32 protein-coding genes and 1 other RNA gene are annotated in these 25554 nt (G+C 55.7%); 20 read left to right on the plus strand and 13 right to left on the minus strand.

The window, feature by feature from the left end; translation table 11 throughout:
• The first annotated feature begins 145 nt into the window (after window positions 1-145).
• The 7 genes from SH449x_RS12965 (at window position 146) to SH449x_RS12995 (ending at window position 9134) form a co-directional block, all read left to right on the plus strand.
• Entirely contained in the window at window positions 146-598 is a 453-nt protein-coding gene (locus SH449x_RS12965; RefSeq protein WP_482381750.1) for an ERCC4 domain-containing protein, read from the plus strand.
• Window positions 591-2756 carry an SF1B family DNA helicase RecD2 gene (recD2, locus tag SH449x_RS12970; protein WP_482381751.1) on the plus strand — a complete coding sequence of 722 codons (2166 nt, stop codon included), beginning with the start codon at window positions 591-593 and terminating at the stop codon, window positions 2754-2756. Before SH449x_RS12965 ends, recD2 begins: the two co-directional genes overlap by 8 nt.
• Window positions 2753-5338 carry a phage NrS-1 polymerase family protein gene (locus SH449x_RS12975; RefSeq protein ID WP_482381752.1) on the plus strand — a complete coding sequence of 862 codons (2586 nt, stop codon included), beginning with the start codon at window positions 2753-2755 and terminating at the stop codon, window positions 5336-5338. The genes recD2 and SH449x_RS12975 overlap by 4 nt, the downstream gene beginning before the upstream one ends.
• 733 nt (window positions 5339-6071) lie before the next feature.
• Complete coding sequence (locus tag SH449x_RS12980) at window positions 6072-6923, plus strand: HNH endonuclease signature motif containing protein (RefSeq protein WP_482381753.1); 852 nt, start codon at window positions 6072-6074, stop codon at window positions 6921-6923.
• Window positions 6916-7155: a hypothetical protein gene (locus tag SH449x_RS12985; RefSeq protein WP_482381754.1), complete on the plus strand. Its 240-nt coding sequence runs from the start codon at window positions 6916-6918 to the stop codon at window positions 7153-7155. Before SH449x_RS12980 ends, SH449x_RS12985 begins: the two co-directional genes overlap by 8 nt.
• 177 nt (window positions 7156-7332) lie before the next feature.
• Entirely contained in the window at window positions 7333-8715 is a 1383-nt protein-coding gene (locus SH449x_RS12990) for a DNA modification methylase (protein ID WP_482381755.1), read from the plus strand.
• Complete coding sequence (locus tag SH449x_RS12995) at window positions 8712-9134, plus strand: HNH endonuclease signature motif containing protein (protein WP_482381756.1); 423 nt, start codon at window positions 8712-8714, stop codon at window positions 9132-9134. The genes SH449x_RS12990 and SH449x_RS12995 overlap by 4 nt, the downstream gene beginning before the upstream one ends.
• 7 nt (window positions 9135-9141) lie before the next feature.
• Here SH449x_RS12995 and SH449x_RS13000 read toward each other — a convergent pair whose 3' ends face one another.
• The 13 genes from SH449x_RS13000 to SH449x_RS13060 form a co-directional block, all read right to left on the minus strand.
• Complete coding sequence (locus SH449x_RS13000) at window positions 9142-9459, minus strand: hypothetical protein (protein ID WP_482381757.1); 318 nt, start codon at window positions 9457-9459, stop codon at window positions 9142-9144.
• A gap of 12 nt (window positions 9460-9471) precedes the next feature.
• Complete coding sequence (locus tag SH449x_RS13005) at window positions 9472-9696, minus strand: DUF4314 domain-containing protein (protein WP_482381758.1); 225 nt, start codon at window positions 9694-9696, stop codon at window positions 9472-9474.
• Window positions 9697-9714: 18 nt separating this feature from the next.
• Window positions 9715-9930, minus strand: coding sequence for a hypothetical protein (locus tag SH449x_RS13010; protein ID WP_482381759.1), 216 nt, complete (start codon window positions 9928-9930; stop codon window positions 9715-9717).
• 252 nt (window positions 9931-10182) lie between these two features.
• Window positions 10183-10416, minus strand: coding sequence for a hypothetical protein (locus SH449x_RS13015; RefSeq protein ID WP_482381760.1), 234 nt, complete (start codon window positions 10414-10416; stop codon window positions 10183-10185).
• Between the two features lie 12 nt (window positions 10417-10428).
• Window positions 10429-10998, minus strand: a complete 570-nt coding sequence (locus SH449x_RS13020) for a winged helix-turn-helix domain-containing protein (protein WP_482381761.1) — start codon at window positions 10996-10998, stop codon at window positions 10429-10431.
• Window positions 10999-11024: 26 nt separating this feature from the next.
• Window positions 11025-11092, minus strand: an RNA gene (locus SH449x_RS13025) — hammerhead ribozyme type II.
• Window positions 11092-11406 carry a DUF7678 domain-containing protein gene (locus SH449x_RS13030; protein WP_482381762.1) on the minus strand — a complete coding sequence of 105 codons (315 nt, stop codon included), beginning with the start codon at window positions 11404-11406 and terminating at the stop codon, window positions 11092-11094. Before SH449x_RS13030 ends, SH449x_RS13025 begins: the two co-directional genes overlap by 1 nt.
• Before the next feature lie 84 nt (window positions 11407-11490).
• A complete protein-coding gene (locus tag SH449x_RS13035; protein ID WP_482381763.1) occupies window positions 11491-11739 on the minus strand; it encodes a hypothetical protein in 249 nt (82 codons plus the stop codon).
• A 144-nt stretch (window positions 11740-11883) separates the two neighbouring features.
• Window positions 11884-12159 (minus strand): hypothetical protein, encoded by a 276-nt coding sequence (locus tag SH449x_RS13040; protein WP_482381764.1) that lies wholly within the window; start codon window positions 12157-12159, stop codon window positions 11884-11886.
• Between the two features lie 108 nt (window positions 12160-12267).
• Complete coding sequence (locus tag SH449x_RS13045) at window positions 12268-12651, minus strand: hypothetical protein (protein WP_482381765.1); 384 nt, start codon at window positions 12649-12651, stop codon at window positions 12268-12270.
• Window positions 12652-12834: 183 nt separating this feature from the next.
• Window positions 12835-13092 (minus strand): hypothetical protein, encoded by a 258-nt coding sequence (locus SH449x_RS13050; RefSeq protein ID WP_479358147.1) that lies wholly within the window; start codon window positions 13090-13092, stop codon window positions 12835-12837.
• Between the two features lie 279 nt (window positions 13093-13371).
• Window positions 13372-13665, minus strand: a complete 294-nt coding sequence (locus SH449x_RS13055) for a hypothetical protein (protein WP_482381766.1) — start codon at window positions 13663-13665, stop codon at window positions 13372-13374.
• Window positions 13666-13944: 279 nt separating this feature from the next.
• Window positions 13945-14802, minus strand: a complete 858-nt coding sequence (locus tag SH449x_RS13060; RefSeq protein WP_482381767.1) for an amidoligase family protein — start codon at window positions 14800-14802, stop codon at window positions 13945-13947.
• 274 nt (window positions 14803-15076) lie between these two features.
• Between SH449x_RS13060 and SH449x_RS13065 the strand changes: the two genes are divergently transcribed.
• The 13 genes from SH449x_RS13065 (at window position 15077) to SH449x_RS13125 (ending at window position 25545) form a co-directional block, all read left to right on the plus strand.
• Window positions 15077-15283, plus strand: a complete 207-nt coding sequence (locus tag SH449x_RS13065) for a hypothetical protein (RefSeq protein ID WP_482381768.1) — start codon at window positions 15077-15079, stop codon at window positions 15281-15283.
• The gene (locus SH449x_RS13070) at window positions 15273-17540 is read left to right on the plus strand and encodes a terminase gpA endonuclease subunit (protein WP_482381769.1); all 2268 of its coding nucleotides are present in this window, start codon (window positions 15273-15275) and stop codon (window positions 17538-17540) included. The genes SH449x_RS13065 and SH449x_RS13070 overlap by 11 nt, the downstream gene beginning before the upstream one ends.
• Before the next feature lie 85 nt (window positions 17541-17625).
• Window positions 17626-17823: a hypothetical protein gene (locus SH449x_RS13075; protein WP_479357489.1), complete on the plus strand. Its 198-nt coding sequence runs from the start codon at window positions 17626-17628 to the stop codon at window positions 17821-17823.
• 72 nt (window positions 17824-17895) lie between these two features.
• A complete protein-coding gene (locus tag SH449x_RS13080; protein WP_482381770.1) occupies window positions 17896-19380 on the plus strand; it encodes a phage portal protein in 1485 nt (494 codons plus the stop codon).
• On the plus strand, window positions 19346-21379 hold the full coding sequence (locus SH449x_RS13085; RefSeq protein ID WP_482381771.1) for a phage major capsid protein: 2034 nt from the start codon (window positions 19346-19348) through the stop codon (window positions 21377-21379). The genes SH449x_RS13080 and SH449x_RS13085 overlap by 35 nt, the downstream gene beginning before the upstream one ends.
• 60 nt (window positions 21380-21439) lie before the next feature.
• On the plus strand, window positions 21440-21769 hold the full coding sequence (locus SH449x_RS13090; RefSeq protein WP_482381772.1) for a DUF2190 family protein: 330 nt from the start codon (window positions 21440-21442) through the stop codon (window positions 21767-21769).
• A gap of 9 nt (window positions 21770-21778) precedes the next feature.
• Complete coding sequence (locus SH449x_RS13095; protein ID WP_482381773.1) at window positions 21779-22132, plus strand: DUF2190 family protein; 354 nt, start codon at window positions 21779-21781, stop codon at window positions 22130-22132.
• Between the two features lie 48 nt (window positions 22133-22180).
• Window positions 22181-22780 carry a hypothetical protein gene (locus SH449x_RS13100; protein WP_482381774.1) on the plus strand — a complete coding sequence of 200 codons (600 nt, stop codon included), beginning with the start codon at window positions 22181-22183 and terminating at the stop codon, window positions 22778-22780.
• A 5-nt stretch (window positions 22781-22785) separates the two neighbouring features.
• Entirely contained in the window at window positions 22786-23838 is a 1053-nt protein-coding gene (locus SH449x_RS13105) for a hypothetical protein (RefSeq protein ID WP_482381775.1), read from the plus strand.
• A 48-nt stretch (window positions 23839-23886) separates the two neighbouring features.
• Window positions 23887-24177, plus strand: coding sequence for a hypothetical protein (locus SH449x_RS13110; protein ID WP_482381776.1), 291 nt, complete (start codon window positions 23887-23889; stop codon window positions 24175-24177).
• Window positions 24174-24557, plus strand: coding sequence for a hypothetical protein (locus tag SH449x_RS13115; protein WP_482381777.1), 384 nt, complete (start codon window positions 24174-24176; stop codon window positions 24555-24557). The genes SH449x_RS13110 and SH449x_RS13115 overlap by 4 nt, the downstream gene beginning before the upstream one ends.
• Complete coding sequence (locus tag SH449x_RS13120; protein ID WP_482381778.1) at window positions 24554-24982, plus strand: hypothetical protein; 429 nt, start codon at window positions 24554-24556, stop codon at window positions 24980-24982. Before SH449x_RS13115 ends, SH449x_RS13120 begins: the two co-directional genes overlap by 4 nt.
• Window positions 24979-25545 carry a hypothetical protein gene (locus tag SH449x_RS13125; RefSeq protein WP_482381779.1) on the plus strand — a complete coding sequence of 189 codons (567 nt, stop codon included), beginning with the start codon at window positions 24979-24981 and terminating at the stop codon, window positions 25543-25545. Before SH449x_RS13120 ends, SH449x_RS13125 begins: the two co-directional genes overlap by 4 nt.
• Window positions 25546-25554: the final 9 nt, after the last annotated feature.

Raw genomic sequence — 25554 nt, forward strand, 5'->3', positions numbered from 1 at the left:
GGCCGAGGCGGGATGGCGTGACTTGGAAGCAGTTCCTTGCGATGTGGTTCTTTTGCCGGGTCCACATCGCGTTTCCTTGTCCAGACTCCCCGTGCCTGCCTCGGCTCTTTCTATTTCATCACTCGGATTGGATTGTCAGGAAAACATGGATTTCCGAATCGTTATCGACTCGCGAGAGCAGGAGCCTTACACGTTCGCCTGTGAGGTAGTGAAAGCCAAGCTTGATGCCGGTGATTACTCGGTGGTTGGCTGCGAACATCGAGTGGCCGTTGAGCGCAAGAGCCTGCGAGATTTCGTCGGCACTGTCATTCACGATTTTGATCGCTTCGCTCGCGAGCTTCAAAAACTATCCGCGATGGAAGCGGCATGCATTGTGGTTGAGGCCGATCTGACTGCGGTGCTCTGTGGCCTGCACCACGACGCACTCAGGGAGGTCGCGCCACAGTCATTACTTGGTTCGTCCACCTACATTGGCATCAAGTATCGGGTGCCCGTTTATTGGTGCGGCTCGCGACCAGCGGCCGTTCGATTTACCGATGCCTACCTGCGATCGTTCGTTCGTGTGATCTCCAGCTCAGGAGATCTACACCATGAGTAATCGCATCAGTGGCACGGTCGATCGAGTTTTCTTCACCAGCGCCAAGTTCTCCGCCGGCGCACTTGTTCGCGACGACGGCGATCGTGTGCGTTTTCGTGGGCCATTCTGCGTGAGTGAAGGCGAACTGGTCACGCTGACGGGACAGTGGAAAAGCGATCCCAAGTATGGACCGCAGTTCGACGCCAAGAGCGTGAGCTACGATCTGCCGGAAACGCCTGAAGGTCTGGTGCAATACCTGGCCAAGCATCCGGCCTTCACCGGGATCGGCGAAACCACGGCGCGGAAGATCGTCTCGTACGTCGCCAGCGCAGAGCATCTCGATCGCGTGATTCGCCAGGACGTCGAGGAACTACATCGCGCTTTGCGGATTCCAAAACGAACGCTTAATTCTCTACGCGAGGCATGGATCGCCAATAGCGCCGAGAACGAGGTCCGATCGTACTTGGCCAGCTTCGGCCTGTCCCATCATCAGATGGAAACATTGCTCGAGGAATTTGGATCCTCGGTGGTTGGCGTTCTGCGGGCGAATCCGTACCTCATCATCCGTTACATCAAGGGCTACGGCTTCAAGCGGGTCGACAAGATCGCGCGTTCAATGGGCATTCCCAAAGAGCACCCGGGCCGGCTCGAAGCCGCACTGTGTTACTTGGTTCGCGAAGAGGCGTCCGATGGTCATACATGGATCGCACACGACGAGTTGATTCGCAAAGCGATCGATCTGCTGTTGCTGGATTCGCTCGATAGTAGCTCGATTATCGAGGCTGCCTATCAAAGGGTCTTAGACCAAGGGCAGTTGGTCGTCGATGGCGATGCAGTCGCACTTCCGCACTATGCAGATGCCGAACGCTACATCTTTGAATGCTTCCAAGAGCACGGGATTCTCAAGAGTCCCTTGGGGATTGAGCCTGGCAACACCGTCGGCCTAAAGCGAGCTCAGTTCGCTGCGTATGAAGCGGCGCTGAATCACGCGATTGTGGTGATCTCCGGAGGAGCAGGCACCGGCAAGACCCACACCCTGGCGAGATTGGCTCAGACGTTCGACGAAGCTGGCTTGAAGGTCGCCCTTTGTTCGCCAACCGGGAAAGCAGCAAAGCGAATCGAGGAGTCGTTAGCCTCACAGGGCGTGAAGCTGTCCGCGAAAACCATTCACCGGCTGCTCGAATCGAATGGTGTCGCGTTTCAGCGTGAAAGTCTATCCGCGCCATCGCTAGACCGTGAAGGCAAGGTCCGCGACCCTTCCTATGACATCGTCATCGTCGATGAAGTATCGATGGTCGATGCACCGCTCATGGAAGAGCTGCTACGTCGCATCGATTTCGATAAAACTCGATTGATCCTCGTCGGCGATCATAACCAGCTTCCGCCCGTCGGCGCTGGTAACGTCCTTCGTGATTGTATTGAACACAAGCTGGTTCCAACGTTCATTCTGGATGAGGTTGTACGTCAGGCTGGCGTTCTCAAGACCAACAGTACGGCGATTCTTTCGCAGCGTCTGATGCCAACCGCTGTAGGAGACCCTGCCTGGAGCGTCATCGATTCACTCCAAGATCCAACGCAGATTCAGGTCTACCTGCGCGATCTAGTCCTGAGTCGCATTCCTGATCGGCTCGGTCTCGATCCCGTCAATGACGTTCAAATCATTACGCCAACGCATCTGGGCCAACTCGGCACCAAGGCCATCAACGAAATGATGCAGTATCTGCTGCACGGCGCGGTGGATCGCAAGTTTGCAGTGGGCGACAAGGTCATTCAGACAACGAATGACTACGGCTTGGGAATCATGAATGGCACTATCGGTGTCATTTCCGAAGTCGAAACGAGTGGCGGAATCAGTTACATCGTCGACTTCGATGGCGATGGACACCGGCATATTCAAGATGAACAGTTACTGAATCTTCAGCTTGCTTACGCGCTCACGGCTCATAAAGCACAAGGGAGCGAGTTCCCTTGCGTGGTTGTCCTTTGCCACAAATCCCATTTCTTTGCGGATCGTAACTGGCTCTATACCGCGGTTACTCGCGCCTCGAAGTATTGCATCGTGGTCGGCGATCGCTGGGGGCTTCGTAGTGCACTGAAAAAGAACCGAGTCAATCTACGCCGGACGTTCTTGGATCGCTGGGCGAAAGCGGATCTCGCATCGTGGGAGGTCGAACATTGAGTTCAGCTCCTCAACCACCACTTGAAGCCATCCATCAAAACTGTCCGAGTTGCATTCGCGATCGCAATCAGTGGGTTGCCTGGAAATACGTCGAGCGTGGAGGCAAGCCGACCAAAGCTCCCATCAATCCACACAATGGGTCGCTGGCGTCATCGACTGACGCCTCTACCTGGGGAACCTTTGCTGAGGCGATTGAAGCTTGCCGGCGCAATAGTGCGTTAGCTGGCGTCGGGTTCGTATTCACCGCCGATGATCCGTACTGCGGCGTCGATCTTGATGACTCGGTCGTCGAATCGACCGGGCAATTGAAGCCATGGGCTCAGCAGATCGTTGATCGCCTTGATAGCTACACCGAGATAAGTCCTTCAGGCTCGGGACTGAAGGTCTTCATCAAGGCCAACAAGCCAGGCTCGCGTTGTCGTAAGGCCTACGAAGATGGCGAAGTGGAGATCTACGATCGCGACCGCTTCTTCACCGTTACCGGCAGTCGCTTGCCGACCATTCCCAGTGAAATCAACCTTCGACAGGAATCGCTCGATCTTGTTTACGCACAAGTGTTCGGGAATGACGAACCAGGTGGGAGCGCTACTCCAACTGCCAGCCGAGGTCCGCAGCCAAGCGATAGCGGTTTCGTTTCGCTAAGTGACGACGAGATCATTGATCTCGCATGCAAGAAGCCTCGAACAGGCGATAAGTTTCGATCGCTTTGGGATGGTCATTGGAACGACCATTACAACTCGGCCAGCGAAGCTGATTCGTCGGTCGTTTTTTCGCTTGCGTATTACACCAAGGATGCACAGCAGATCGATCGCATCTTTCGGCGTTCGCAGTTGATGCGAGATAAGTGGGATCAACTGCATGGCGGTGAAACGTACGGCGCAACCACGATTGCAAAAGCGCTCAGCAAGGTCACCAAGCAATACACACCCAAGGCAAAGCGGACGCCCTCTCGCCGGCCGCAGCCACCGCAACCAGCCAACTCCGGCTTGCCGTCAATCATTATTGACGATCGGCAGCTCAGCGATCTCACGGCACAAGCATTGGCCGCTGTCAAACGTGCAAACTCTCCTCCGTCTACATTCGTGCGTTCTGGATGTCTGGTTCGCGTTGTTCATGACGAACAAGACATACCTAAGATTGAACCACTTGATGTTGCTCGCGTTCGCTGTCGTCTCACCGAGGTCGCCAATTTCTTCACGTTGCGTAAGTCGGATGGTGGCTACATCCAAGTGGGCACCAATCCGCCGAAGACGCTCGCCGAGAATATCCTGGCTCAAGAGGATTGGGAGCTGCCACCTTTAGCTGGCGTGGTTCGCGCTCCGATCCTTCGAGGCGATGGCACGATCTGTACAACTCCGGGTTACGATCCCACATCAAGGTTGATGTATTGTCCTGATCCGTCGCTAAATCTAAGACCCGTCCCCGAATATCCGTGCGGAGAAGAGGTCCGCGCGTGCGTGGATATTCTTCTTCAGGTCATCGACGAGTTCCCGTTTGTCGATGATGCAAGCCGCGCAAATGCACTGGCGATCTTGTTCTCAATCCTCATGCGTCCAGTCATCAAGGGGCATGTGCCACTTGCGATCGTGGACGCACCTATGCAAGGGACGGGTAAGTCGTTGCTGATTACCGCGCTGGCGAAGATTGCTGTCGGCAACGTTTCATCCGAGTCGATTCCCACCAAACAGAATGAGGACGAGTGGCGGAAGAAAATTACATCGATATTGATGACCTCCGCATCGTTCGTGTTACTCGATAACATTCCGGACAACACTACGATCGATTCGCCGATGTTGGCTGCGACGCTGACATCGCGTGAGATATCCGATCGCCTACTCGGTGGCAATCGGATCGTAACGCTGTTGTCGCGGGTTGTGTGGGCTGCCAGCGGGAATAACCTTCGCGTCACTGGTGACCTTCCACGACGAAGCTACAGCATCCGCCTCGATGCCAATGCGGAACGGCCATGGGAACGCACTGGCTTTCGCATTCGCGACCTAGAACAGCATATCGATGAGAACCGCGGCAACTTGCTTGCTGCAGCGCTAACGATCATCAGAGCCTGGTACACCAATGGGAAACCGACGATCCCGATTCCTTCGCTCGGTAGCTTTCAAGAGTGGGCTGACACGATCGGTAGCGTTCTGGCGTTCGCTGGCATCCCTGGCTTTCTGACCAACCTTGAGCAGACGCAAGTCGTGCAAGACGAATCGGCTCAGGAATGGACCGCATTCTTCGATGCGTGGTGGGAGAGATTTGGAGACCGATTGCAAACGGCAGACGACATCTGTCGCGTTGTCGTTCCACCTAAAGACTCGCCGGTCGAGTACATCGACGATCCGCTTGTGAGAGCTCTCCCAGAGCCTCTGTCGGCGAATCGAGATCGTGGCGAAGGTTCGTTCAAGCGTTCGCTGGGACGTCATCTATCCAAGCTTCGTGGGCGTGTTTTCAACGGCCGCAAACTGAAAGACGCGGGCGTCAACGCGAAGACCCATGTGCGACTCTGGCAGCTAGTCAACATGAGCGCACCACCAACGACTCTTTTCGACATGGAGGGTGGCGATGATTCTGCAAACGTTTAGCGGCGAGGTTAGCGAGGTTAGCGAGGACATTTTTCAGGTCTGCAATCGTCGTGATGTGTTGAATTACGACACTTGGAGCGGTGCGCTCAGTGCGTTTTGTGTTCGCAATTTGTCTGCGCGCAAGTGTGGTTCGAGCACCTTCCGTGAGCCTCGTAATCTATTCGAAATCCGTTCTAAGTCTTGTGTTTATGGATGCTTAGATGTGTTTCGCAGATGGTTGCCATTGGCGAGGTTAGCGAGGTTAAGCGAGGTTATGGTTTTGGGCATAACCTCGCCCTACAAACCCCTGAAAACATTAGTGTTTTTAGCAAAAGCGAGGTTAGCGAGGTTATTTCCTCCTATGCTCACATGTACGCACGCGTGCGTGCGCATGCGCGTGATAAAAAATCACGCATATAGAAACGGGCTGAAAATAACCTCGCCTAACCTCGCTAACCTCGCCAGCGGGTTTTCGAGCGACTGCGCGCGACTCTCGCCAGCCATCAACCTTCCCGCGACGTTGCCCCACGTCGCGAGTTCTCTACCACGCTGCCCAACGAGCCGCACTTCGCGCCCAACGCGTCAGTGGGCCAACGCGGGCCCCACGGCGCGTCTGCCAGAGTGGCACTCGAACGTTGGGAGCCATCAAAAAACTTTAGGTACTCCCAGCCCAACACCGCAAACATTGGGTCGTGGGAACAGCCTCGCTAGTAGGCACAGTTTCTATGTTTTGTCCGAGTGTAGGAAAGGGAACATGATTTCAAATGAAAAACAAGGATTGGGACGCCTGTTTGGAGAAAGCGATTTCTCATGCAATATCGCGATCGAAGCAGAGGCAGAATCTTGCAGATCCCATGCACCGAGTCCTGACTTGTTGCATTACAGCGCAAGTGATCCGTTGCGATCGATTCCAGAATCGCAAGCCACGGAACACGAAGGTCCTTCAACCTGCACCGTCCAATTGGGATTCCGCTTTGAAGAAAGAGTTGAATCGAGTGATCCTTCTGGAACGCAATCGATTGAAGAAAGACAGCTTGGAGTATGCGTTGAGGCTTCGCTTGACATCCTGGAAAGCAAGGGCCCAGCACTTCCAGCTAGTCTCATCTTCCGACCCTCCAGTCTAGTCCAACTATTGAATTCCACCGGGCTCGGGGAAGTTATCAGCGAACGCCAGCTGTACCGACAACGAAAGCGTGCGCCAAAGATCAATTCAGGTACCAAGCGTATCGACTTGTTGGCTTATTGTGCCTGGCTGCATCTGCAACGTCACAAACCAAAGGCCCAGGTTCGAAGACGTCGAGTTGGCAACCTTGAAGTCATCACCCTTGGTGAGCTTCGTCGAATCCTGAAAGCTCAGAATCATCGTTGCGCTCTAACCAACGAAATACTAACTGCAGAAAACCTATCACTCGATCATATCGTGCCGCTTGCTGCTGGTGGCGACTTCTCTGCATCGAATTGCCAACTCGTTACTGCGGAAGTCAATCGCGCTAAGAACACCATGCTTATGAGCGACTTCATCGAACTTTGCAAAAAGGTAGCTCTACACGCCGAGAGACAAAACGTTCCCAAAAACTCTACCAAAGGAGACCCAAAACATGAGTGACGTAAAGCCTGCTCGCGATCGTTGGAATGATGCAATCGTCCCAGCGGCGCGAGGACTGGAAAGCTTCTTCTGGAAGCTCGCTTGGTTCGTCGTATTTCTGGCACTGCTGTTCGGAGGCGAGTGCCGTCGGATGCTCTTACCAGAAAGGATGCCCAATGATCATGTCCGTCCAGCAGACATCGAGTCGTCGGATCTGCTTGATCTGCGAACGCCGGCCGCGAGCCGGCAATGACGACATCTGCGATGAGTGCACGTCGCTACTCATTCGCGAACACCAGAACCACCGGCGGGAGTATCTGCAGTGGTCAAAGAAGCCGGCGGATCGTCGGCGTCGAATCTACGGTCCACGCGAAGGCGATGAGGCCACACCGTTTCAAGAAAATCTTATTCGAGCCATGGAGGAACGTTCATGCTAACGATTGAACTACGAAGTATCGGAGACATCCGTCCTTACCCCAACAACCCGCGAACGAATGACAACGCAGTCGATGCAGTTGCAGCGTCGATTCGTGAATACGGGTGGCGACAACCCATTGTTGTTGATTCCGATGGAGTCATCATCTGCGGTCACACGCGTTACAAAGCCGCGCAGAAGCTTGGCTTGGATCAAGTGCCAGTGCATGTCGCGACCGATCTATCGCCGGAGAAGATCCGCGCGTATCGCATCGCCGACAACCAGTCGGCAGACCTGGCAGATTGGAATTACGATCTCTTGCCGATCGAGCTGAAGGAGCTGGGCGAGGGCGGATACGACCTCGGTCTACTCGGCTTTGATGCGGACGAACTCGCAAAGCTGCTCGACACCGGCGTCAACGAAGGGCTCACCGATCCAGACGACGTGCCGGAGCCGCCAGACGAAGCGGTTACCCAACCAGGCGATCTTTGGATCCTCGGTAACCATCGGTTGCTCTGTGGGGACTCATCCTCGTTGGCAGACCTGGATCGTCTGCTGGGGGGCGCTGTGATCCATTTGTGCAACACAGATCCGCCTTACAACGTCAAAGTGGAGCCTCGATCGAATAACGCGATCGCTGCGGGTTTGTCTTCGTTCTCGAACGATGCGGCATCGGGCCGGCTGAAGCAAGGACAAGGAAACGCCGCTTCGTTTGGTGTCGATCACGAAACGGGTAAACCCAAACACGCAGCGACTCACAAGAAGCTTCGTCCAAAGGATCGGCCGCTCGCGAATGACTTTGTTAGCGATGAGGCATTCGACAAACTGCTCGATGATTGGTTCGGAAACATCGCTCGTGTGTTGCTTCCGGGGCGTTGCTTCTACATCTGGGGTGGCTACGCAAACTGCGGCAACTATCCACCGGTACTGAAGAAGCATGGGCTGTACTTCTCGCAATCAATCATCTGGGATAAGCAGCATCCCGTTTTGACGCGCAAAGATTTTATGGGTGCGCATGAGTGGGCGTTCTATGGCTGGAAGGAAGGTGCCGGCCATAAGTTCTATGGACCGAAGAACATCACGGACCTTTGGCATGTCAAGAAGATCCCTCCGCAACAGCTTGAACACTTAACGGGCAAGCCGGCCGAACTCGCTGTCCGCGCGATGCAGTATTCCTCGGTTCAAGGCGAGAACGTTCTCGACCTGTTTGGTGGCAGTGGCTCAACGCTGATCGGCGCTGAGCAATGCGGTCGTAACGCGTTCTTGATGGAACTCGACACGCTCTATTGCGATGTCATCGTCGATCGCTTCCAGCGTTTCACAGGTATCCCTGCCGTCTTGGAACGAACGGGCGAATCTCCAATCCCCATGAAGGCGCGAGAGGAGAACATGCGATGACGCAGCGGTCACCAGCCAGAGGTTCAATCACGCCGTTCGGCTATCGACGGATCACGTGCAAGGATCGGAAGCAGAGATTTGAACACGTGATCGTCTGGGAGTCGCATCACGGGCCTATCCCAGAAGGCATGGAGCTACACCATCGCAACGGTGACAAGCTCGATAACCGACTTGAGAACCTCATGCTGGTGACTCGCTTGGAGCACAAGCGGATTCACAGCGGTTGCATCCGAGTTGGCAGCCGCTGGTTGAAACGCTGTCGGCGCTGCCAATGGTATCGGCCCGTCGACACGGAGTTCTACGAATACAAGGGACGCAATGGCGTGATGGGGGCGTGCAGACGCTGTCTCTCGGACCTCGCCGTTATCGCGAAACGCAATCGGAAACTTCGTGCAAAACAACACTCATCGAATCAGTAAAAGCCCATCAAAGCCTATGACAATGCCAAGCGTCGTCCTCGAAAATGTAAACATACTCGGTGCCGCAGTTCCTCGCGAACTCGTGGAGAGCTGCACGCGTCGGCATGACAACCGTGCGATTACCGTCGGTGAATCGTTCGGGCGTTCCGTCGTTAGCGAGCGATCGAATATCGCCGCCTGCGACCAGCGTTCGTGCCGACTCAATCGATGTGTAATGTTCTTTGAGGACTCTTCCGGCGTGGTCTTGGTAGCCATCGAAGTGAAGATAGATCGCTGCGTAACGACCATCTTCTTGCTTGCAGGCAATCGTTGCTCTTGTGGACATAGGTTGATTTCCTTACTTCGATGGTTCGTGGTGGTTGGGTTCGACGATGGCGACACAATCGTCGGGCATCGTCAACATGAGCGAGCGGCCGTTGTCCCAGTCGACATCGACCTGTGTCCAATCGTGATGCTCGTAAACTTCAACAATGGTCCCGAGCGATCCAACGGCGATCGGGTCTGGATCTTGCGGCATCGACACCAAACGGATGCGATCGCCTTTCTTCAATCGTGTTTGCATGGTTATTGGTTCCTTGTCTCATTTGGTGGTTGCGTTGATTTTGTCGAGCAGCTCGCCGGCTTGAGCCAGGCGTGCGTTGACCTGGGCCATCGTGTGAACGTTCCGCCATCGCAGCTTTGGGTCATCGGGTTGTTGCAAAGCGTCGAGCGATTGACGCAGTCGATCGAGGTAGTCGCGGGCAACGAGGTGAAGGTTCTCGTAGGGAGCTGCCGGCTCAAGGGTTGGTTTGGCCATGGTTGGTTCCTGGTTGTTGGAGAAACGAAAGACGATCCTCAACAGTCAGCCAGGAAAGACGAAAAACATCAAGCCAACATGCGAGCATGTTTTGCGAGATTCTTCCAAACATGTGGCTGCGCCGGCGAACCGCGGTTACGCGACGTGTCGCGTTGTGTTGAATGCTGGGCTTATGTTCGCATCAACGAGAAAACGCCCACACGGTGTAAACGTGGGGCGATTGGTGGGAAGCGTTCCGTGCTTCGGGCTTGTCTACAAGTCGTGCGGTACCAAGATGGCAGCGCCGTGGCCGGAGACGGCAATCGAGTCTCCGCTGGTGGTTCGGGCGAACAGCGTGGGACCTTGGCGGATCACATCCACCACTCTGCCTACGTCGAGCTTGCGATTGTTAATCGTTCGCAGGTCGTAGGTGATTCCTGGCTCTGGCGTTGCGATCTCGCCATCGGCCAGGTCATCCACCGTTCGCAAATCGTAAAGGTGTTTCACCGGCTGGGTCTCCTAGCCTCGAACGGTGAAGCGTCCGCGTTCGGTCTTCACGAACTTACTATCGTCGCCCTTGGCCAAGTCACGAAGGATCGCGCTGTACAAGGTCGCGTGGGGAGTCTTGCCACCGGGGCTGGTCCAATAGCCCTTGGCTTCCATCGCGGTGATCAGCTCTTGAGCGTTCATCGGTTCGCTCGATTCGCTGAGAACCTTCAATGCAGCAGCGACGCAGCTCAATCGCTTCTCGCCGGCGTCGGCGTTCTCGGTGGATGCAGCCTTTGCCTTGCGCGGTTTCTTGAGAACCGCAACCGCTGTGGACGATTCGCCTCCGATCGTTTCGACGGTGGCTGGTTCGTTCTCAACCACCGTTACGTTACCTTCGGTGGTGACCTTCGCGCGTCCGCGCTTCGCACCAACTTCTCCCTGCAGTCGTTGGGCGCTCTTGATCAAGATCTTTTTGCCGGTCGCGAGGTTGGTCGCGTCCCAGCCGCCCCGAGGCTTCTCGGCATCGATCCGAATCTCGCATCGATTACCCGAAACGTTCGCGTAGTACTTGCCGCCGATTTTTACTTCTGCCTTCTTCATCTTGGTATCTCCAAATCTGTGTTCGTGGTTGGCTGCCATCGTCAGGCCGATCGAACCACCGATCGACTACGCGCGTCCGTGCTGCGTTTCGGCTTAGTGACCAAAGACCAAGTCCGACAATCCCTCGCAGAGAAAGTCGACTATCACCTGCACCTCTGTATTGCCCGCCGGCACATCCAACCCGCGATCGAAGTTGAACATCACTTTGCGGTCGGCCAGGCGTTGAACCCAAAGCTTCGAAATCTTGCTTTGGTTCAATTCGTACGATTCGTGTTCGGCGTGTTCGGCGAAGACCAAAGCATCGAAGCGGTATTCGTCGTTGATCTTGCCTTGCACCCAAGACCCGCCAGCACCGCGGTTGCGATTGCTGATCTTGGTGATCGTCAGGTCGAGGTCGTGTTGGGTCATCTGCTGGTCTCCGTTGTTTGGTTGGTGAATCGTTTTTGCGTTAACACACATGAGCCATGCGGTTTGAACCGCATCAAGCCGGATTCAAAAGGAATTCGAATTCTTTTCTTCGGTGGATACTTGCGTGCGGAAATGTTGTGCGAGCTTTGCGGCTGTGGCTTGCACATCAGCCAACTCGTCGAAGAACCGTTTCCTGGTCGTTGGGTCTGCAGCGGCGAGGATCGGCATCTCCTCGATCGCTGCGTACAGGTCGCTGATCGTCTCGAGCGCTCGTCGGTGCGCGCCGAGGAATTGGGCCGAGGTCAGGCGTGGTCGGTTGGTCATGGTTGGCATCGTGTTGCTCTCCGTTTGTTTGTGGTGGATGTGTCGTATGCGATGACACACATGAGCCATGCGGTTCAAACCGCATCAAGCCGAAGGGGAAAAGATTCTGAAGGTTTTCCAGAACCTTTCCCCTGGCGCATCGGCGTGTTGCGATCAGCTATCGCGACATGTTTCCCAAGCCCGCTTGCTGCCGTAGCAGATCTGGCCGCCTTCGACGATGTAGACCGTGTGGTCGTCGGCGACGTCTTGGTCATCGTCGTCGGCGTCCGCATCCTCATCGTCCGCTTCGTTCATGTCGCGTCCGCTGGTCACGCCGCAGATGCGGTTCTCGAAAGGCCAGTTCTGCTGGGTCATCAGCCGCACTTCGGCGTCGCCTCCGAACTCTTCGCGGTAGTCGTTGAGGATTTCGATCAGGGTGTCGAGTTGCATGTTTGGTTCTCCGTTTGGGTGAATGAAAATTGGTTATGCGATAACACACATGAGCCATGCGGTTCGGATAACCTCAAGCCGTCCTTTCAATGTTTTCAGCAGGTTTTTTCAGCATTCTTTGGAAGGCAAACATTCGTCGATCGCTTCGGGCAACATACTGCCGGAAAGGACCTCGATAGCTTCTTCAAACATGCGGAGTTCTGCTTCGAGGGCGAGGGCCGAATCACCGCTCGCTACGACGAACGCGCCGGCCAAGTTGTCGGCAAGTCGCTTCAACCGTGTGACCACTTCGCGATAGTCGTCGCAGATGTCCAGCGCGGTAGCGCGAGGCATTTGTTTGAAGGCGGTTCTGATAGCAGTGTGTCTGGCGTTGGTTCGGGACATCGGTTTGTTCTCCTTTTGCGTGGTGAAAGCGGTTGGTCGCTGGGCGATGACACACATGAGCCATGCGGTTCGAACGGCATCAAGCCGATTCCAGCAGCTTTTCCCCATGATCTTCCATGTTTCTCGGGAGGCCTTACGGGCCCCGATGTTGGCCCGTGTTGCGATGTTTTGACTGTTGGGTCCTTGGTCGAAGGTGTTCACAAGAACGCGACTGTGGGCGAGTGTCGCGACCAAGCGGAAGAACGCCGCGCTTCCGTTCGCGGCGTCCGTGGCATTCCGCTGGTCTGTGGTTTAGAGGATCTTTCCGAGGCGGCTGTTCTTCATCGCGTCCAGGGCTTGGACCGCGTTGAAGTGTTCGGTGAGAAGCGGGCCGGCGCTGGGCGTTTGTTGTGCGTCGGCGATCTCGAGGGCTTCCGACAAGGTCATCAAACCCTCGATCGCCTTGTAGTAGGCTTCGCGGATCTCTTGGGCTTGGTGGGCGTCCATCGTTTTGAAGATCTGGCGAAGGGTTGCGTCCGTAGCTGCGTGTGGGTTGTTTGCGTTCGTCATGTTTGTGTCTCCGTTTCGGAAAAAGGTTTGAATCGTTTACGCGATGACACACATGAGCCATGCGGTTTCGATAACCTCAAGCCGAGCATGCGAGAATTCGGGAAAGATTCTGCAGCTTTCTTTTCCGCGTATTGGCTGTCGCGGAAGTTCGCGCATTTGGAGGGCGCATATGTTGGCCCTCTATTAACTATCTATGCAAAAGAGGTGGAACGAGGTCCCAAAGAATCTCGCGAGAACTTCGCCGGCAGCGCTGGGCCGCCGGCGAATCCGCGGCGCTCGCTAGTCCTTTCTCAAGAAGAATTCGAGCATGGTCCGTTGTTGGTAGAGGAACTCGAGTTGGGCCTTCGCCTCTCGCGCGTTTCGCAGATCGCTTTCGGCGAAATCCACCCAGCCGGTCGTGCATGGTTTGTTCTCCATCATCGCCTCCATGTCTCGGACAGCGCGTTCGGCTCGCCTGAGCATGGTCTGTGCGTGTTCGTAGAGGCGGCGCTGCGCGTCGGGGATCATCCATCCGAGGCGTCGCAGTTCGTCCTTGATCGCTTGTTCGGCGCTAGTGGTGGTTGTGTCGTTCATCTGTGTTTCTCCGTTTCGGAAAGGGAATGGAATCGTTTACGTGATGACACACATGAGCCATGCGGTTTGAATAACCTCAAGCCGATTCCAGCAGCTTTTCTGCATGTTTTTCCATGTTTCTGGGAACGCCCCACGGTTCGCAACGTTCGCCCGTGTCGCGTCGTTCTGGATGTTGGTTACATGGTCGAAGATGCTCGTAAGAACGCGACAGTGCGCAACTGTCGCGACCAAACGGACGAACGCCACGATTCCGTTCGCGGCGTTCTATGTGGTTGTGGTTTAGGCCGCGCGGTCGTATTTGCGGGCGAGCTCGAGGAGTTTGGTTTTGATCTTCTTCCATTCCGGTTTGGTTTCGCTGGCGATCTCTCCGTAGACCTTGTCGCGAAGGGCACCCTTGTACCAACCCTTGGTCCATCCGAGTCGGTAGAACAATCGGTTGATTTCGGTTTCGCCCAGGCCGGCACCGGGTCGGTCCCAGCAGCTCTTGGTGCCTTCCTTTTTGATGTAGTCCCATTCGCTGCAGCGTTTGGTATTGAGGGCGAGTTCAACCAAACCCAAAACCATCATCAGGTATCCGACCACCTTGGTCTTGTTGAGCGTTCCGCCGAAGGCCCGAAATTCGATTCGGTTCTTGCCGCGGGTCAGGTGGGTGAGGTTCAGCAGGTGGTAGCGATCCGATTCGCATCGGCTCTTGGCGTTGTCTTTGTTGCCGTATTGTTTGATCCGCTTGGCGTACATCATCTGTTCGCGTTTGCGGGTTCCGGTCGAGGCGTAGATCGCTCGTTCGTGGTTGCCGACCAAGGAAATCAATCTTGCCAAGGCGGCTGCGTCGCCATTCCAGCTAACCGTTATGTGCAGGCCGCAGCTGGAATTCACTCGGCCCCCGCGAGCGTTGATCTGGTCGATCGCGTCTTCGACCTGTCGTACGCCTTCAACCCCTTTGAGTATCGGGCTGACAAACTCGCATCCTTTGCGGCTGGCGTTCTCGGGTCGGATGCTGCCGTCGCGTTCTGCTTTCCATCCGGTTGGCAGCCAGGGTACTTGGTATCCGTTGTGGTAGGGTCCGATCGGTGTGTTGTCGGTACCGGGGAGGGTGGTTTCGAATTCGATTCCGAAGGCGATTTCGTTTGCGTTCATCGTTGCGTTCCTTTGTGGTTCGAGGTGTGTTTTGCGTCGCGTTTTCTGCGTCGCGATGACACACATGAGCCATGCGTTTCGAGGAACCTCAAGCGAAGTCTTGTATGTTTTTCCCAGTAATTTCCATGTTTTTTGAGAGGCTACCGGTGCCCCAACATTACGCCACCGTCGCGTCCAAACATGCTCCGCATAACCAGGCGAACATGCGGCCAAAACGCGACCGTGCGCAAACGGTGGCCCCACGTTTCGAGATGCCAAGTCACGGAGGAATGCGATGAGTGAAGGAACGGGCCAGGTCGATCCGACGAGGCTTCCGATCGAGCGAGCGGCGAAGCTTCTTTCGGCCGCATACCGAGAGCGGATCGATCCAGAGAAGATCCGCCTCGACATACAAAGCGGTGCGCCGGTGAACGCCGATGGCACGATCAACCTCGTGTACTACAGCGCGTGGCAAGCAAAGGAGATGGGACGTGGCGAGTGATCCGAGGAAACTAAAACCCAGTGAGCTATGCCGACTGCTGAACTCGACGCCGCTGGGCGAGGTGATCAGCGAGCGGCAGTTGTATCGGCACCGTCAACGCGCCGGCGCACGCATCGGTGACAACAAGACCGTCGATCTACTTCAATATTGCGCGTGGATGCATCTCGTACGTCATACGCCTCGTACGACGAGCGGTGTCGATCCGTACGATGCGATGAAAGAACGGGCGCGTGCTCGTAACGCCGCGCTTGCACTTGTAGGTCGTGACATTGGTGAACTGCCGGAGGTCGATAACGCAGATCGCAAAGATCGCGCATCTCGCGACTTCCGATACTTTTGTGAAACGTATTTCCCGTTAACGTTTCATCTCGCTTGGTCGCCGGACCATATCAAGGTCATCAACAAGATCGAGCAAGCGGTTGTGCATGGCGGTTTGTTTGCGCTCGCGATGGCGCGAGGCAGCGGTAAGAGTTCGATTGCTGAAGTCGCATGTATCTGGGCAGTGCTTTATGGGCATCGCAACTTCGTATGTCTGATCGGCAGCGATGAAGGGCATGCGTGTGATATGCTCGACTCAATCAAAACCGAACTCGATAGCAACGAACTGCTCTTAGCCGACTTCCCCGAGGTCTGCTTCCCGATCCAAGCCCTCGATGGGATTTCCAATCGAGCCAATGGTCAACTTTACAAAGGCAAACGCACGCAGATCGGATGGACCGCAAAAGAAGTCGTACTGCCAACGATCGAAGGCAGCAGCGCCAGCGGAGCGATTATCAAGGTCGCCGGCCTTACTGGTCGCATCCGAGGTATGAAGTTTAAACGTCCCGATGGCAGAACAGTACGTCCGAGTCTCGTGGTACTCGATGATCCGCAAACGGATGAGAGCGCTCGTTCGCTCTCGCAATGCGCGAATCGCGAAAGCATCCTCGCCGGCGCAGTCCTTGGCTTGGCTGGGCCGGGCAAGAAGATCTCGGGCATCATGCCCTGTACCGTGATTCGTCCGGGTGATATGGCCGACAATATCCTCGATCGCAACCGGCATCCGGAATGGAATGGCGAGCGGACAAAGATGGTTTACGCGTTCCCTAAGAACGAAACGTTATGGGAACGCTACGCCGAAATCCGCGCCGAAGGTATGCGTGGCGGTGATGGTGGTGAAGCGGCCACTGAGTTCTATCGTCAGAACCAAGCCGCGATGGACGAGGGTGCCGTTATCGCATGGCAAGAGCGATTCAACTACGACGAACTCTCTGCAATCCAACACGCGATGAATCTCAAATTGCAAGACGAAACAGCATTCTTCGCTGAGTACCAGAACCAACCTCTGCCAGCGGAGACTGTTGTTGACGGAATACTTAAACCAGAAGAGGTCGCGAGCAAAACCAACCGAATGGATCGCGGCTTGGTCTCGATCGGTGCAAACCATCTCACCGCATTCATCGACGTCCAGCAAAAGCTCCTGTTCTATGTGGTCACCGCTTGGGAGGACGACTTCACCGGTTATGTGATCGACTATGGTTGCTACCCTGACCAACAGCGTCCGTACTTCACGCTGCGCGAGGCTCGCCAGACGCTGAGCTCCGAAGCGACTGGAACCGGACTCGAGGGATCGATCTACGCCGGCCTCGAATCGCTGACGTCGAAGCTACTCGATCGCGAGTGGCAACGAGACGATGGTGCAGCGATGCGCATTGGACGCTGTCTGATCGATGCTAACTGGGGGCAATCGACGGATGTGGTCTACCAGTTCTGCCGGCAGTCCACGCACTCCGCTGTGATCATCCCCAGTCACGGTCGCTTCGTCGGCGCTTCGAGTTTGCCATTCAGCGAGTACCGACGCCGGCCAGGTGATCGCGTAGGGCTCAACTGGCGTATCCCCAACGTCGCCGGTAAGCGGGCCATCCGCCACGTAGTCTACGACACGAACTGGTGGAAGTCGTTCATCAACGCTCGACTTCGTGTTTCCATGGGCGATCGCGGCTGCCTCTCGCTGTTCGGTACCAACGCCGAAACCCACCGCATGCTCGCCGAGCATTTGACCTCGGAGTATTTCGTCAAGACGGAAGCCCGCGGCCGGAGCGTCGACGAGTGGAAGCAGCGACCCGAGCAACCGGACAACCACTGGTTCGACTGTCTCGTCGGTTCCGCTGTCGCGGCCTCGATGCAGGGAGCAATTTTATTTGGAACGGAGTCAACACGCGAAATATCCCCAAAACGCTTGAGTTTTAAGGACATCCAACAGAACCGACGCAAATAATTTTGGGACGTCGTTCGGACAAATTGCATAGTTAGTACTGGAAGAGGCTATCGAGTTTCTTTTTCACTCGAAGAGGGTTTCCAGTATGTCAGACAACTTGCAAGAAACGATTCGCGAGAGTGCCAAGGCACCCGCTAAGGCGTCAGGAGATGCCGGTAGCGTCGAGCAGCATAAGCTCACCGAGCAGATCGCTGCGGACAAGTATCTGGCATCCAAGGCAGCCGCCTCTCAACCGAAGCGTGGTCTTCGTTTCAACAAGCTCGTGCCACCGGGTGCGGACTAATCGGTTCGCAACTGATCGAGCTTGTTTCTATAGGCAGGGGTGTCGGGTTTAACAGTAGGGATTGAGTCACGGATGTTTAAGTTGTTGTCAGGGATTCTGAGCAAGAACGGTGATCGCAAAGATCGATCGCTCGTCCGTGGACGCTCGGCCCGACACCCCTGGTCGTTGGTGAGATTGCTGGGGCGCTACGACGCTGCGACCACCACGGTCGACAACGTTCGCCACTGGGCGGCCGCTGATGGACTATCGGCCAGCGCGGCCAATAGCCCCGAAGTGCGGCGCACGCTACGCAACCGTTCGCGTTACGAGATCGCTAACAATTCCTATGCTCGGGGGATCTCGCTGACTCTAGCCAACGACTGTGTTGGTACCGGACCTCGATTGCAGATGCTGACAGGCGATGCGTTCGCCAACCGATTTGTTGAGCAGGAGTTCTTTGCTTGGGCAGATGCAATTGGCCTGGCAGAAAAGCTACGCACGATGCGGCTCGCCCGCGTTTCTGACGGTGAATCGTTTGGTTTGCTAACCAGTAACCCAAGAATCGATTCGCCCGTTCAACTCGATTTGAAGCTCGTCGAAGCCGAACAGGTTACGTCACCCATCTTAGCTTTCGACAGTTATCGTTACCTCGATGGCATTCGCTTTGATGAGCACGGTAATCCGATCTCATACGATGTTCTTCGAGAGCATCCAGGTGATGACGCGTTCTCTTTGACCGAGAACTATGACACCATAGATGCCAGTTCGATCCTTCACTATTTCCGAAGCGATCGCCCAGGGCAGATTCGTGGTATTCCCGACATCACGCCGGCACTGCCGCTATTTGCACAACTGCGACGATTCACTTTGGCTGTTTTAGCGGCTGCGGAAACGGCAGCTGACTTCGCTGGGATTCTCTACACCGATGCGCCGGCGGGAGGCGAAGCCGATGCGGCTGAACCGTTCGAGCCAATCGAACTGGAGAAGCGAGCGCTCCTAACGATGCCAGGCGGTTGGAAGATGGCTCAGATGCACGCTGAGCAACCAGCAACGACCTACGCCGAGTTCAAACGCGAAATTCTCAACGAAATCGCACGTTGTTTGAACATGCCCTTTAATGTCGCTGCTGGTAATTCGTCGGGTTACAACTACGCCTCCGGGCGACTCGATCACCAAACCTACTTCAAGTCGATCCGTGTCGAGCAGTCCCAAATGGCTCGCACCATTCTGGATCGCATTCTGTACGCATGGCTGCGCGAAGCGATTCTCATCGAAGGCTATCTGCCCAACTCGCTTCGCACTCTCGACTCGACGTTCGAGCATCAATGGTTTTGGGACGGACATGAGCATGTCGACCCAGCCAAAGAAGCCAATGCCCAGAAAATCCGCCTCGCCAATCATACGACAACTCTGGCCCATGAATACGCGCGGCAGGGGCGTGATTGGGAGGCGGAACTTAAACAACGCGCGAAAGAGATCTCGCTCATGCGTGAGCTGGGACTCTCGACCGATTCAACTTCACTTTCTCCAGGAGATGTAACGGATGACGAAGACATTGCAGTCGAACAAGCAGAGTGAGGTAGACGCAGAGTCGGTACCAAGCTCGCTGCGAATCGTTTGTGACGATGCCAGTTCAATCAATTTACAAGCCGCTGAGGCTGCCGAAGAAGGCAAGCCGGCGCTGCGAAAGTTCTCAATGGTCGCTTACACCGGTGGCGCGATGCGTCTTGGTGGCTGGCCTTACCCTGTGGTTGTGGACCTAGCAGGCATGCGAGTGACTCGCAAGTCGCGCCCAATCCTCAAGGACCATGATCGTGCCAGTATCGTTGGTCATACCGATGACATCATGGTCGGCGATTCGCGGCTCGAAGTTGCTGGTGTGATCTCGGGCGTGGGCAACACCGCTCAGGAAGTTATCGCTACCAGCGAGAACGGCTTCCCTTGGCAGGCGTCGCTCGGAGCGAACGCCGACAAGGTTGTATTCATTCCTGAGGGCAAGACTGCAACCGCCAACAGTCGCGAGTTCAAAGGCCCTGTGTACATCGCTCGCAAGTCAACGCTCGGCGAAGTGTCGTTTGTGGCGCTAGGTGCCGACGATGACACCGAGGCTCGGATCGCAGCTGGCCAAGCCGGCGATGACGAGGACCTCGACAACGATGAGCCGGATGACGAGACCACCGAGACCGACGATTCGGAACTCGATCCAGTTAACGCAAGTCTTGAACTGTCTGCAAAGCCCAAGCGGACGACAACCAGTGGAGTCGTTTCCAAGATGCGTATCGAAGCTGCTGCTGAATCCAAACGTATCGCCGGCATTCGCAAAGTGTGTGCTGGCAAGCATCCAGAGATCGAAGCTCGCGCCATTGAAGAAGGCTGGAGCGTTACCAAAACGGAGTTGGCAGTGCTGCGAATCGAACGACCCAAGGCCCCTGACCAACAGGCAAGCCAACCGATGTACCGGCGCGAAGTCCTCGAGGCAGCTTGTTGTCTATCGGTAGGGCTCGACGAAACGAAGCTACTCAAGGCCTACGGAGAGCGAACGCTCAACGCTGCCGATCCGCTTCGCCACATTGGCTTGCGTGAGCTCGTCGCCGAGTGCGCACGGCTCGAAGGGTTCGATGTTCCGCGCGTCTTCGGCGATGGAACGGCCACGATTCGCGCCGGCTTTTCGACGATGTCGCTTCCTGGCATCCTCGAGAATGTCATGAACAAGACGCTCCTGTCTGCCTATGAATCGACTCCGATCGCAGCGTTTGACCTGTGTAGTATCGGTACTGTGAGCGACTTCAAGGAGATCGCTCGCTATCGATTGCTTGGTACCGGCGGGTTTGAAAAAGTTGCGCCGGATGGTGAGCTCAAGCATGGCAAGCTTTCCGACCAAAAGTACAGCAACAAGGCTGATACTTATGGCCAGATCCTTGCGTTGACGCGCCACGACATCATCAATGATGACCTCAACGCGTTCATGGACATCCCGCGCCAAATGGGTCGCAGCGGAGCCGAGTCGATCGACGACCTGTTCTTTACGTTGCTCCTCAAGAACACCGGGTTCTTCTCCTCGGCTAACGCCAACTTGCTGCAAGGCCCCGAAACCAAGTTCGGCCCCGAGTCGTTGACGATTGCCAAGACAACCTTCCGCAAACAGAAGGCTGGACCGAGCAACAAAGCCAAGGACCAAAAGCCGATTAACATTCGGCCCGAATTCCTGGTGGTCCCGGTTGAACTGGAAACCGACGCCGAACTGCTGATGGGCTCTGCGCAATTGATGATCGATGCGCAAGGAACGCCGACAAAAATTCCGGTCGACAACCCTCACCGCAACAAGTATCGCGTCATTTCAACGCCGCATTTGTCGGACAGCTACTACCAGGGAGCCAGCGGCTCGGCCTGGTATCTGTTCGCCAATCCGAATGTGCTGCCCGCGTTTGAGATCGTGTTCCTCAATGGTCGGCGCACGCCGGTCATCGAACGCGTTGAAATGCCTGCCAACACGCTTGGCATGGGCTTCCGTTCTTACATCGACTTCGGTGTGAACTCGCAAGACCCACGCGCCGCTGTGAAGGTCACTGGCGAGTAAGCCTCGTCTCCTGACCGCTCTGAAACCAACCATTCTTTGTCCTCAAGGATTCCATAATCCATGCAAGCTCAATTCGTTCATGACGGTAAGGCCGTCGATTTCACTCCGACCGTAGATGTCGCGGTTGGATCAATCGTGATCCAAGGCGACCTAGTAGGCATTACCAAACGCGACATCAAGGCCGGCTCGCTAGGCTCGATCGCTGTGGAAGGCGTCTTTGACATTCCCAAAGACCCTGCCTTGGCTGTCGAGTTCGAAGCGGGCACCAAGGTCTACGTCGACGAAGACGGAACCGTAGTCGCTGACGATGTTGGCACCACTTATCTCGGCAAAGTCGTTAATGACGCTGCCGCCACTGATTCCTTCGTCCGCGTTCGCCTGAGCCAGTGATGAGACGCCGTGAGCAACAACGCACAAATCATAAATGCAGGAGCCATCTTCGTCGCGGATGGTAACACCTTGCCGATCGTCCCCGAGTCCGACGTGGCCGCTGGCTCAGTGGTTGTCGTCGACCGGCTCGTGGGCATCGCCAAGTTTGGGATTAGTGCGGGCTCACGTGGCAGCATCACGATGCGGGGCGTCTTCGATGTAGTGAAAGATCCAACCACCAACATTCCCGCTGGCACGATCCTTTACTGGTCGGAGATCAGTTGGCATGTGGTCAAGAACGCTTACGCCCACCCCATGATGGGCAAAGCGATCGAATCTGCGCCAGCAGGAACTCGCTGTGTCCGCTTAAGACTGAGTCAATAGCGGCTCAGAACTAACCGTCGCCAAGAAAGTTCATTTCGCGAGCTGAAAATGATTCTTAAGCCATTGATTCCAGCCTTTGTATTGTTGTTGCTCGTACTGGCAGGTTGCGACCCAGGCGTCGTCAACGTTCGTGCATTGCCAACGCCTGAACCGGAGCAACCACCAGCGAACCTGCCAGTGCAATTGCATCAGCGCAATTGGACAGGATCACTTGGTCAGGGAAGCTGCGTTCACGCCTCGCTCGTCAACCATCTCCGTTGGCTCAATAGATTCGAGCTTGGCGAACGCTGGCGAGCGACCTATGCCGATGGCGAGTGGGACTCGCGACTGCGTGATCGCTTGGATGCGGCCGGCATCGACTACAGCTACACGCTCAAGGCTGATCCTCGGTTTCTAGATTGGGCCAGTGCAACCAGGCGAGGTGCGATCCTCTGGTGGAAGCCGGCCCACTGCTGCACGTTCGTCGGTTGGATCGAGCGTGATGGGAAGCAATACGCAGCGATTCTCGACAACAACTATCCAGGGCGCTTCGAACTCACGCCTCGTGAACAGTTCATTCGCTTATGGGCAGGCTACGGAGGCTTTGCCCTGACCGTTCTCAACGATCCCAGTAGTTCACTGCCTTACCAAAGTTATGAGGTCCTGTAATCACCATGATCAACGATACGATTCGAATTCGCTTAAGTCTGGGGCTGATCGTGGTGGCAATCGTCCACGCGATTCTCCTCGGTGTTGTATTCACGGCTTTGCATAACAAGCCGGCACAGCCTCAGCCCGAGCAGAGCTGGACGGTACCCAACTATCGACCCACCGCGCCGAGCGTAGGCACGATCGAGAAGTTGCAAGAGCCGCAGTCGGTGAATTTGCAGGCCCAGGGTGAGATCAAGCAACAGATCCGCAACTGTCCGCCGAATTGCCTACCACAACGCGTCTATCCCGCGCCGGTGGTAGTTCAGCCCACAATTGTGCAACCGACCGTTGTAACGCCAACCGTGATGCCCACAGTGGCCCAACCGGTCCCCGTTACGCCGAACTTCGTGGATATTCCAAAGCCCGCTCAAGAACCGTTGGTCGTAACTCCCGTTTCGAATCCCGCGGCTCCTCCACCGAAGAAGAGTTACCAGATCGCGCTGTTCGTTAACACCGATGCGACAAGTCAGCGACTGCAGGAATGGTTCACGCAGAACAAGCAACTAGCTGCGCTCAAGGAAAGCTGCGAATTCCAGGTCTACACGGCAACCAATGCGATCTACAAGACTCGCTATGCCGACATTGTGCCCGCGGAACAGTTCCCTGTGGTTCTCTTTCAAGACGCAACCGGCGGGCACATCCACGCCGCTGGTCGTTCGATGATTCCGAGCACGCCGGACGAGCTCTACTCGGATTTGCGTCATGGATACACGCTCTACAAGCAGGCCAAGGAGGCACAGAAAACCGGCGCAGTAAAAACCAAAGGTTACTCCTGGGACGATGCGATCACACCGACGCTATATCTGTCGGCCGAGGACTGTCCCGATGGCTATTGCCCAACGCCACCCTCTGAAGACCGTCGGCCTCTGGACCGAGTACGCGATCTGTTTGATGGAGCGAAAGACACTCGCAACGCACTGCTTTGGCTCTCGGCCGGCGAGATCGCCACGGTCGCACTTATCGGAATCGCGGCCGTGCTGCTCGTGTTCATTCTGATCAAACGCGGCATTAGCTGAGCGTTGCATTAACCCAATCCACTCTCCTAGATGAGGTTCAACCAAATAATGTTATTAGCCATCGCCATCATTGTGGTCGTCGTCCTGCTGGCAGTTGCCCTGATTCCTGTGAAGAAACGGGAACCAGAGCAACTCAAGCAAGCGTCGTCCGTTGCTTTCTTAACTCCAGAACCAGCCCAGCCGGTTCGTCAAACAACGCTTCGTCAGCAACAGCTTGACGAAGAGGCCAATGCGGTTGCTTCCGAGTACCAGCGCCGCGCCGATGCGGTTTGGCTCGATGAAGTTCGAACGAAGGCTTCGAAGCTGCTTGGCAACACGAAGGCAAAAGCCGAGTCATGACAGACATGCTTCATAAAGGCCAGGAGTGGCTTGCTTCCAAACTCACGCAGCACGCATCTCGCCAGGTCGTATACCGCCGGGGAGAGCTCGGAGCCACGCTCCAAGCCACGATCGGCAAGTCAATGTACGACCAGGACGATGGCGAGGGCATTGTGACACGTAGCCAGGTCCGCGATTTCCTGATCGATACGCAATCTCTGCTCCAGTCGATCATCGGAACGTTGCCACGCCGCGGGGACACGATCGTTGAGATCGATGGCAACCACACCTTTATCTTTGAAGTGATGGCCCTTGGTGGCGACCCACCTTGGCGCTACAGCGACCCATTCCGTTTGAAACTCCGCATCCACACCAAACAGATCGAATCCCATCCCTCATGACGACCGTTCTACAAGTTGCCGACAGCGTCACCGCCCAGCTCAATGCCGCCGAGTTCGATTTCGAGTTCGTGGCCGAGCGTTTGTACGTTCCCAACTTCGACCTCGAAGACATGAAGGAACTGCGTGTCAGCGTTGTGCCTCGCGACGTCGAGCTTTTGCCTCATGACCGAGCACACAATCGATACCACTGCCGTGTGGATGTCGCTGTGCAGAAGAAGTTTTCGAAGGGAACCAATCAGGAGATCGACCCGCTAGTGGACCTGGTGGAAAAGATCGCCGACGAGTTTCGACTCAAGCGACTTGCCTCGTTTCAAGCGGCTCGCTGTGTGAAGGCCGAACATGCCGTGCTGTACTCCAGTGAACATTGGGAGCAGCTGCGTCAGTTTACAAGCTTGTTGACCCTAACCTTTGAACTGGCGCGATGATCAGGCTCACCGTTCGAACTCAATTCGATAAGCGAACGCTGAAGAAGAAGGTGGAAACTGCCACCTTTACATCGATCAGCGAGGCCGGCGGTACCATCCGTAAAACAGCAAGTCGGAGCATTCGTAAGCGTAAGAATCCGTCCAAGCCTGGAAGCCCACCGAACACCCAGACGGGCATGCTCAGGCGAGTGATTCGCTACGAAGTAACCAATAACAAGACCGAAGTCATCATCGGGCCTGTGAATGAGATCGCGGGCCGCCTTTGGAACCTCCATGAATTCGGAGGCGTGGCAACCAAACGTCGCAAGCTGAAGCCACATCGCTTTCGAGTTGGCGAGCATGGTCCGATCCGAATCAAGCAGCACGGAAACAAAACGAAGTTTGCGCGGATCGAATTGCGAACCGCAGCACAAGCCAATCGAGCGACTCGCTTGGTTGCTGAAGAGAACGAGCGCCGCAGTGACAACAAACCTCGTCATTACCCCAAGCGCCCCTTCATGAAGCCGGCACTGGATGCCAACCGGAGTCGGCTCCCCATGTTTTGGGCCAACTCAGTTCAGTAAACGTTCGCC

The sequence above is a fragment of the Brakhagea baltica genome (assembly GCF_052161605.1).
Lineage (GTDB): Bacteria > Planctomycetota > Planctomycetia > Pirellulales > Pirellulaceae > JBKCUI01.

Bases quoted from the DNA above. Each gene is read 5' to 3' on its own strand.
- SH449x_RS13020 (WP_482381761.1), bottom strand. From the start codon at position 10,998: ATGAAGAAGGCAGAAGTAAAAATCGGCGGCAAGTACTACGCGAACGTT.
- SH449x_RS13035 (WP_482381763.1), bottom strand. From the start codon at position 11,739: ATGCCAACCATGACCAACCGACCACGCCTGACCTCGGCCCAATTCCTC.
- SH449x_RS13110 (WP_482381776.1), top strand. From the start codon at position 23,887: ATGTTATTAGCCATCGCCATCATTGTGGTCGTCGTCCTGCTGGCAGTT.
- SH449x_RS13115 (WP_482381777.1), top strand. From the start codon at position 24,174: ATGACAGACATGCTTCATAAAGGCCAGGAGTGGCTTGCTTCCAAACTC.
- SH449x_RS13045 (WP_482381765.1), bottom strand. From the start codon at position 12,651: ATGGGGAAAAGCTGCTGGAATCGGCTTGATGCCGTTCGAACCGCATGG.
- SH449x_RS13040 (WP_482381764.1), bottom strand. From the start codon at position 12,159: ATGCAACTCGACACCCTGATCGAAATCCTCAACGACTACCGCGAAGAG.
- SH449x_RS13125 (WP_482381779.1), top strand. From the start codon at position 24,979: ATGATCAGGCTCACCGTTCGAACTCAATTCGATAAGCGAACGCTGAAG.
- recD2 (WP_482381751.1), top strand. From the start codon at position 591: ATGAGTAATCGCATCAGTGGCACGGTCGATCGAGTTTTCTTCACCAGC.
- SH449x_RS13010 (WP_482381759.1), bottom strand. From the start codon at position 9,930: ATGGCCAAACCAACCCTTGAGCCGGCAGCTCCCTACGAGAACCTTCAC.
- SH449x_RS12980 (WP_482381753.1), top strand. From the start codon at position 6,072: ATGATTTCAAATGAAAAACAAGGATTGGGACGCCTGTTTGGAGAAAGC.
- SH449x_RS13100 (WP_482381774.1), top strand. From the start codon at position 22,181: ATGATTCTTAAGCCATTGATTCCAGCCTTTGTATTGTTGTTGCTCGTA.
- SH449x_RS13090 (WP_482381772.1), top strand. From the start codon at position 21,440: ATGCAAGCTCAATTCGTTCATGACGGTAAGGCCGTCGATTTCACTCCG.
- SH449x_RS13120 (WP_482381778.1), top strand. From the start codon at position 24,554: ATGACGACCGTTCTACAAGTTGCCGACAGCGTCACCGCCCAGCTCAAT.
- SH449x_RS13080 (WP_482381770.1), top strand. From the start codon at position 17,896: ATGTTTAAGTTGTTGTCAGGGATTCTGAGCAAGAACGGTGATCGCAAA.
- SH449x_RS12995 (WP_482381756.1), top strand. From the start codon at position 8,712: ATGACGCAGCGGTCACCAGCCAGAGGTTCAATCACGCCGTTCGGCTAT.
- SH449x_RS13000 (WP_482381757.1), bottom strand. From the start codon at position 9,459: ATGTCCACAAGAGCAACGATTGCCTGCAAGCAAGAAGATGGTCGTTAC.
- SH449x_RS12990 (WP_482381755.1), top strand. From the start codon at position 7,333: ATGCTAACGATTGAACTACGAAGTATCGGAGACATCCGTCCTTACCCC.
- SH449x_RS13075 (WP_479357489.1), top strand. From the start codon at position 17,626: ATGTCAGACAACTTGCAAGAAACGATTCGCGAGAGTGCCAAGGCACCC.
- SH449x_RS12965 (WP_482381750.1), top strand. From the start codon at position 146: ATGGATTTCCGAATCGTTATCGACTCGCGAGAGCAGGAGCCTTACACG.
- SH449x_RS13065 (WP_482381768.1), top strand. From the start codon at position 15,077: ATGAGTGAAGGAACGGGCCAGGTCGATCCGACGAGGCTTCCGATCGAG.
- SH449x_RS13030 (WP_482381762.1), bottom strand. From the start codon at position 11,406: ATGACCCAACACGACCTCGACCTGACGATCACCAAGATCAGCAATCGC.
- SH449x_RS13085 (WP_482381771.1), top strand. From the start codon at position 19,346: ATGACGAAGACATTGCAGTCGAACAAGCAGAGTGAGGTAGACGCAGAG.
- SH449x_RS13055 (WP_482381766.1), bottom strand. From the start codon at position 13,665: ATGAACGACACAACCACCACTAGCGCCGAACAAGCGATCAAGGACGAA.
- SH449x_RS12985 (WP_482381754.1), top strand. From the start codon at position 6,916: ATGAGTGACGTAAAGCCTGCTCGCGATCGTTGGAATGATGCAATCGTC.
- SH449x_RS13105 (WP_482381775.1), top strand. From the start codon at position 22,786: ATGATCAACGATACGATTCGAATTCGCTTAAGTCTGGGGCTGATCGTG.
- SH449x_RS13005 (WP_482381758.1), bottom strand. From the start codon at position 9,696: ATGCAAACACGATTGAAGAAAGGCGATCGCATCCGTTTGGTGTCGATG.
- SH449x_RS13060 (WP_482381767.1), bottom strand. From the start codon at position 14,802: ATGAACGCAAACGAAATCGCCTTCGGAATCGAATTCGAAACCACCCTC.
- SH449x_RS13050 (WP_479358147.1), bottom strand. From the start codon at position 13,092: ATGACGAACGCAAACAACCCACACGCAGCTACGGACGCAACCCTTCGC.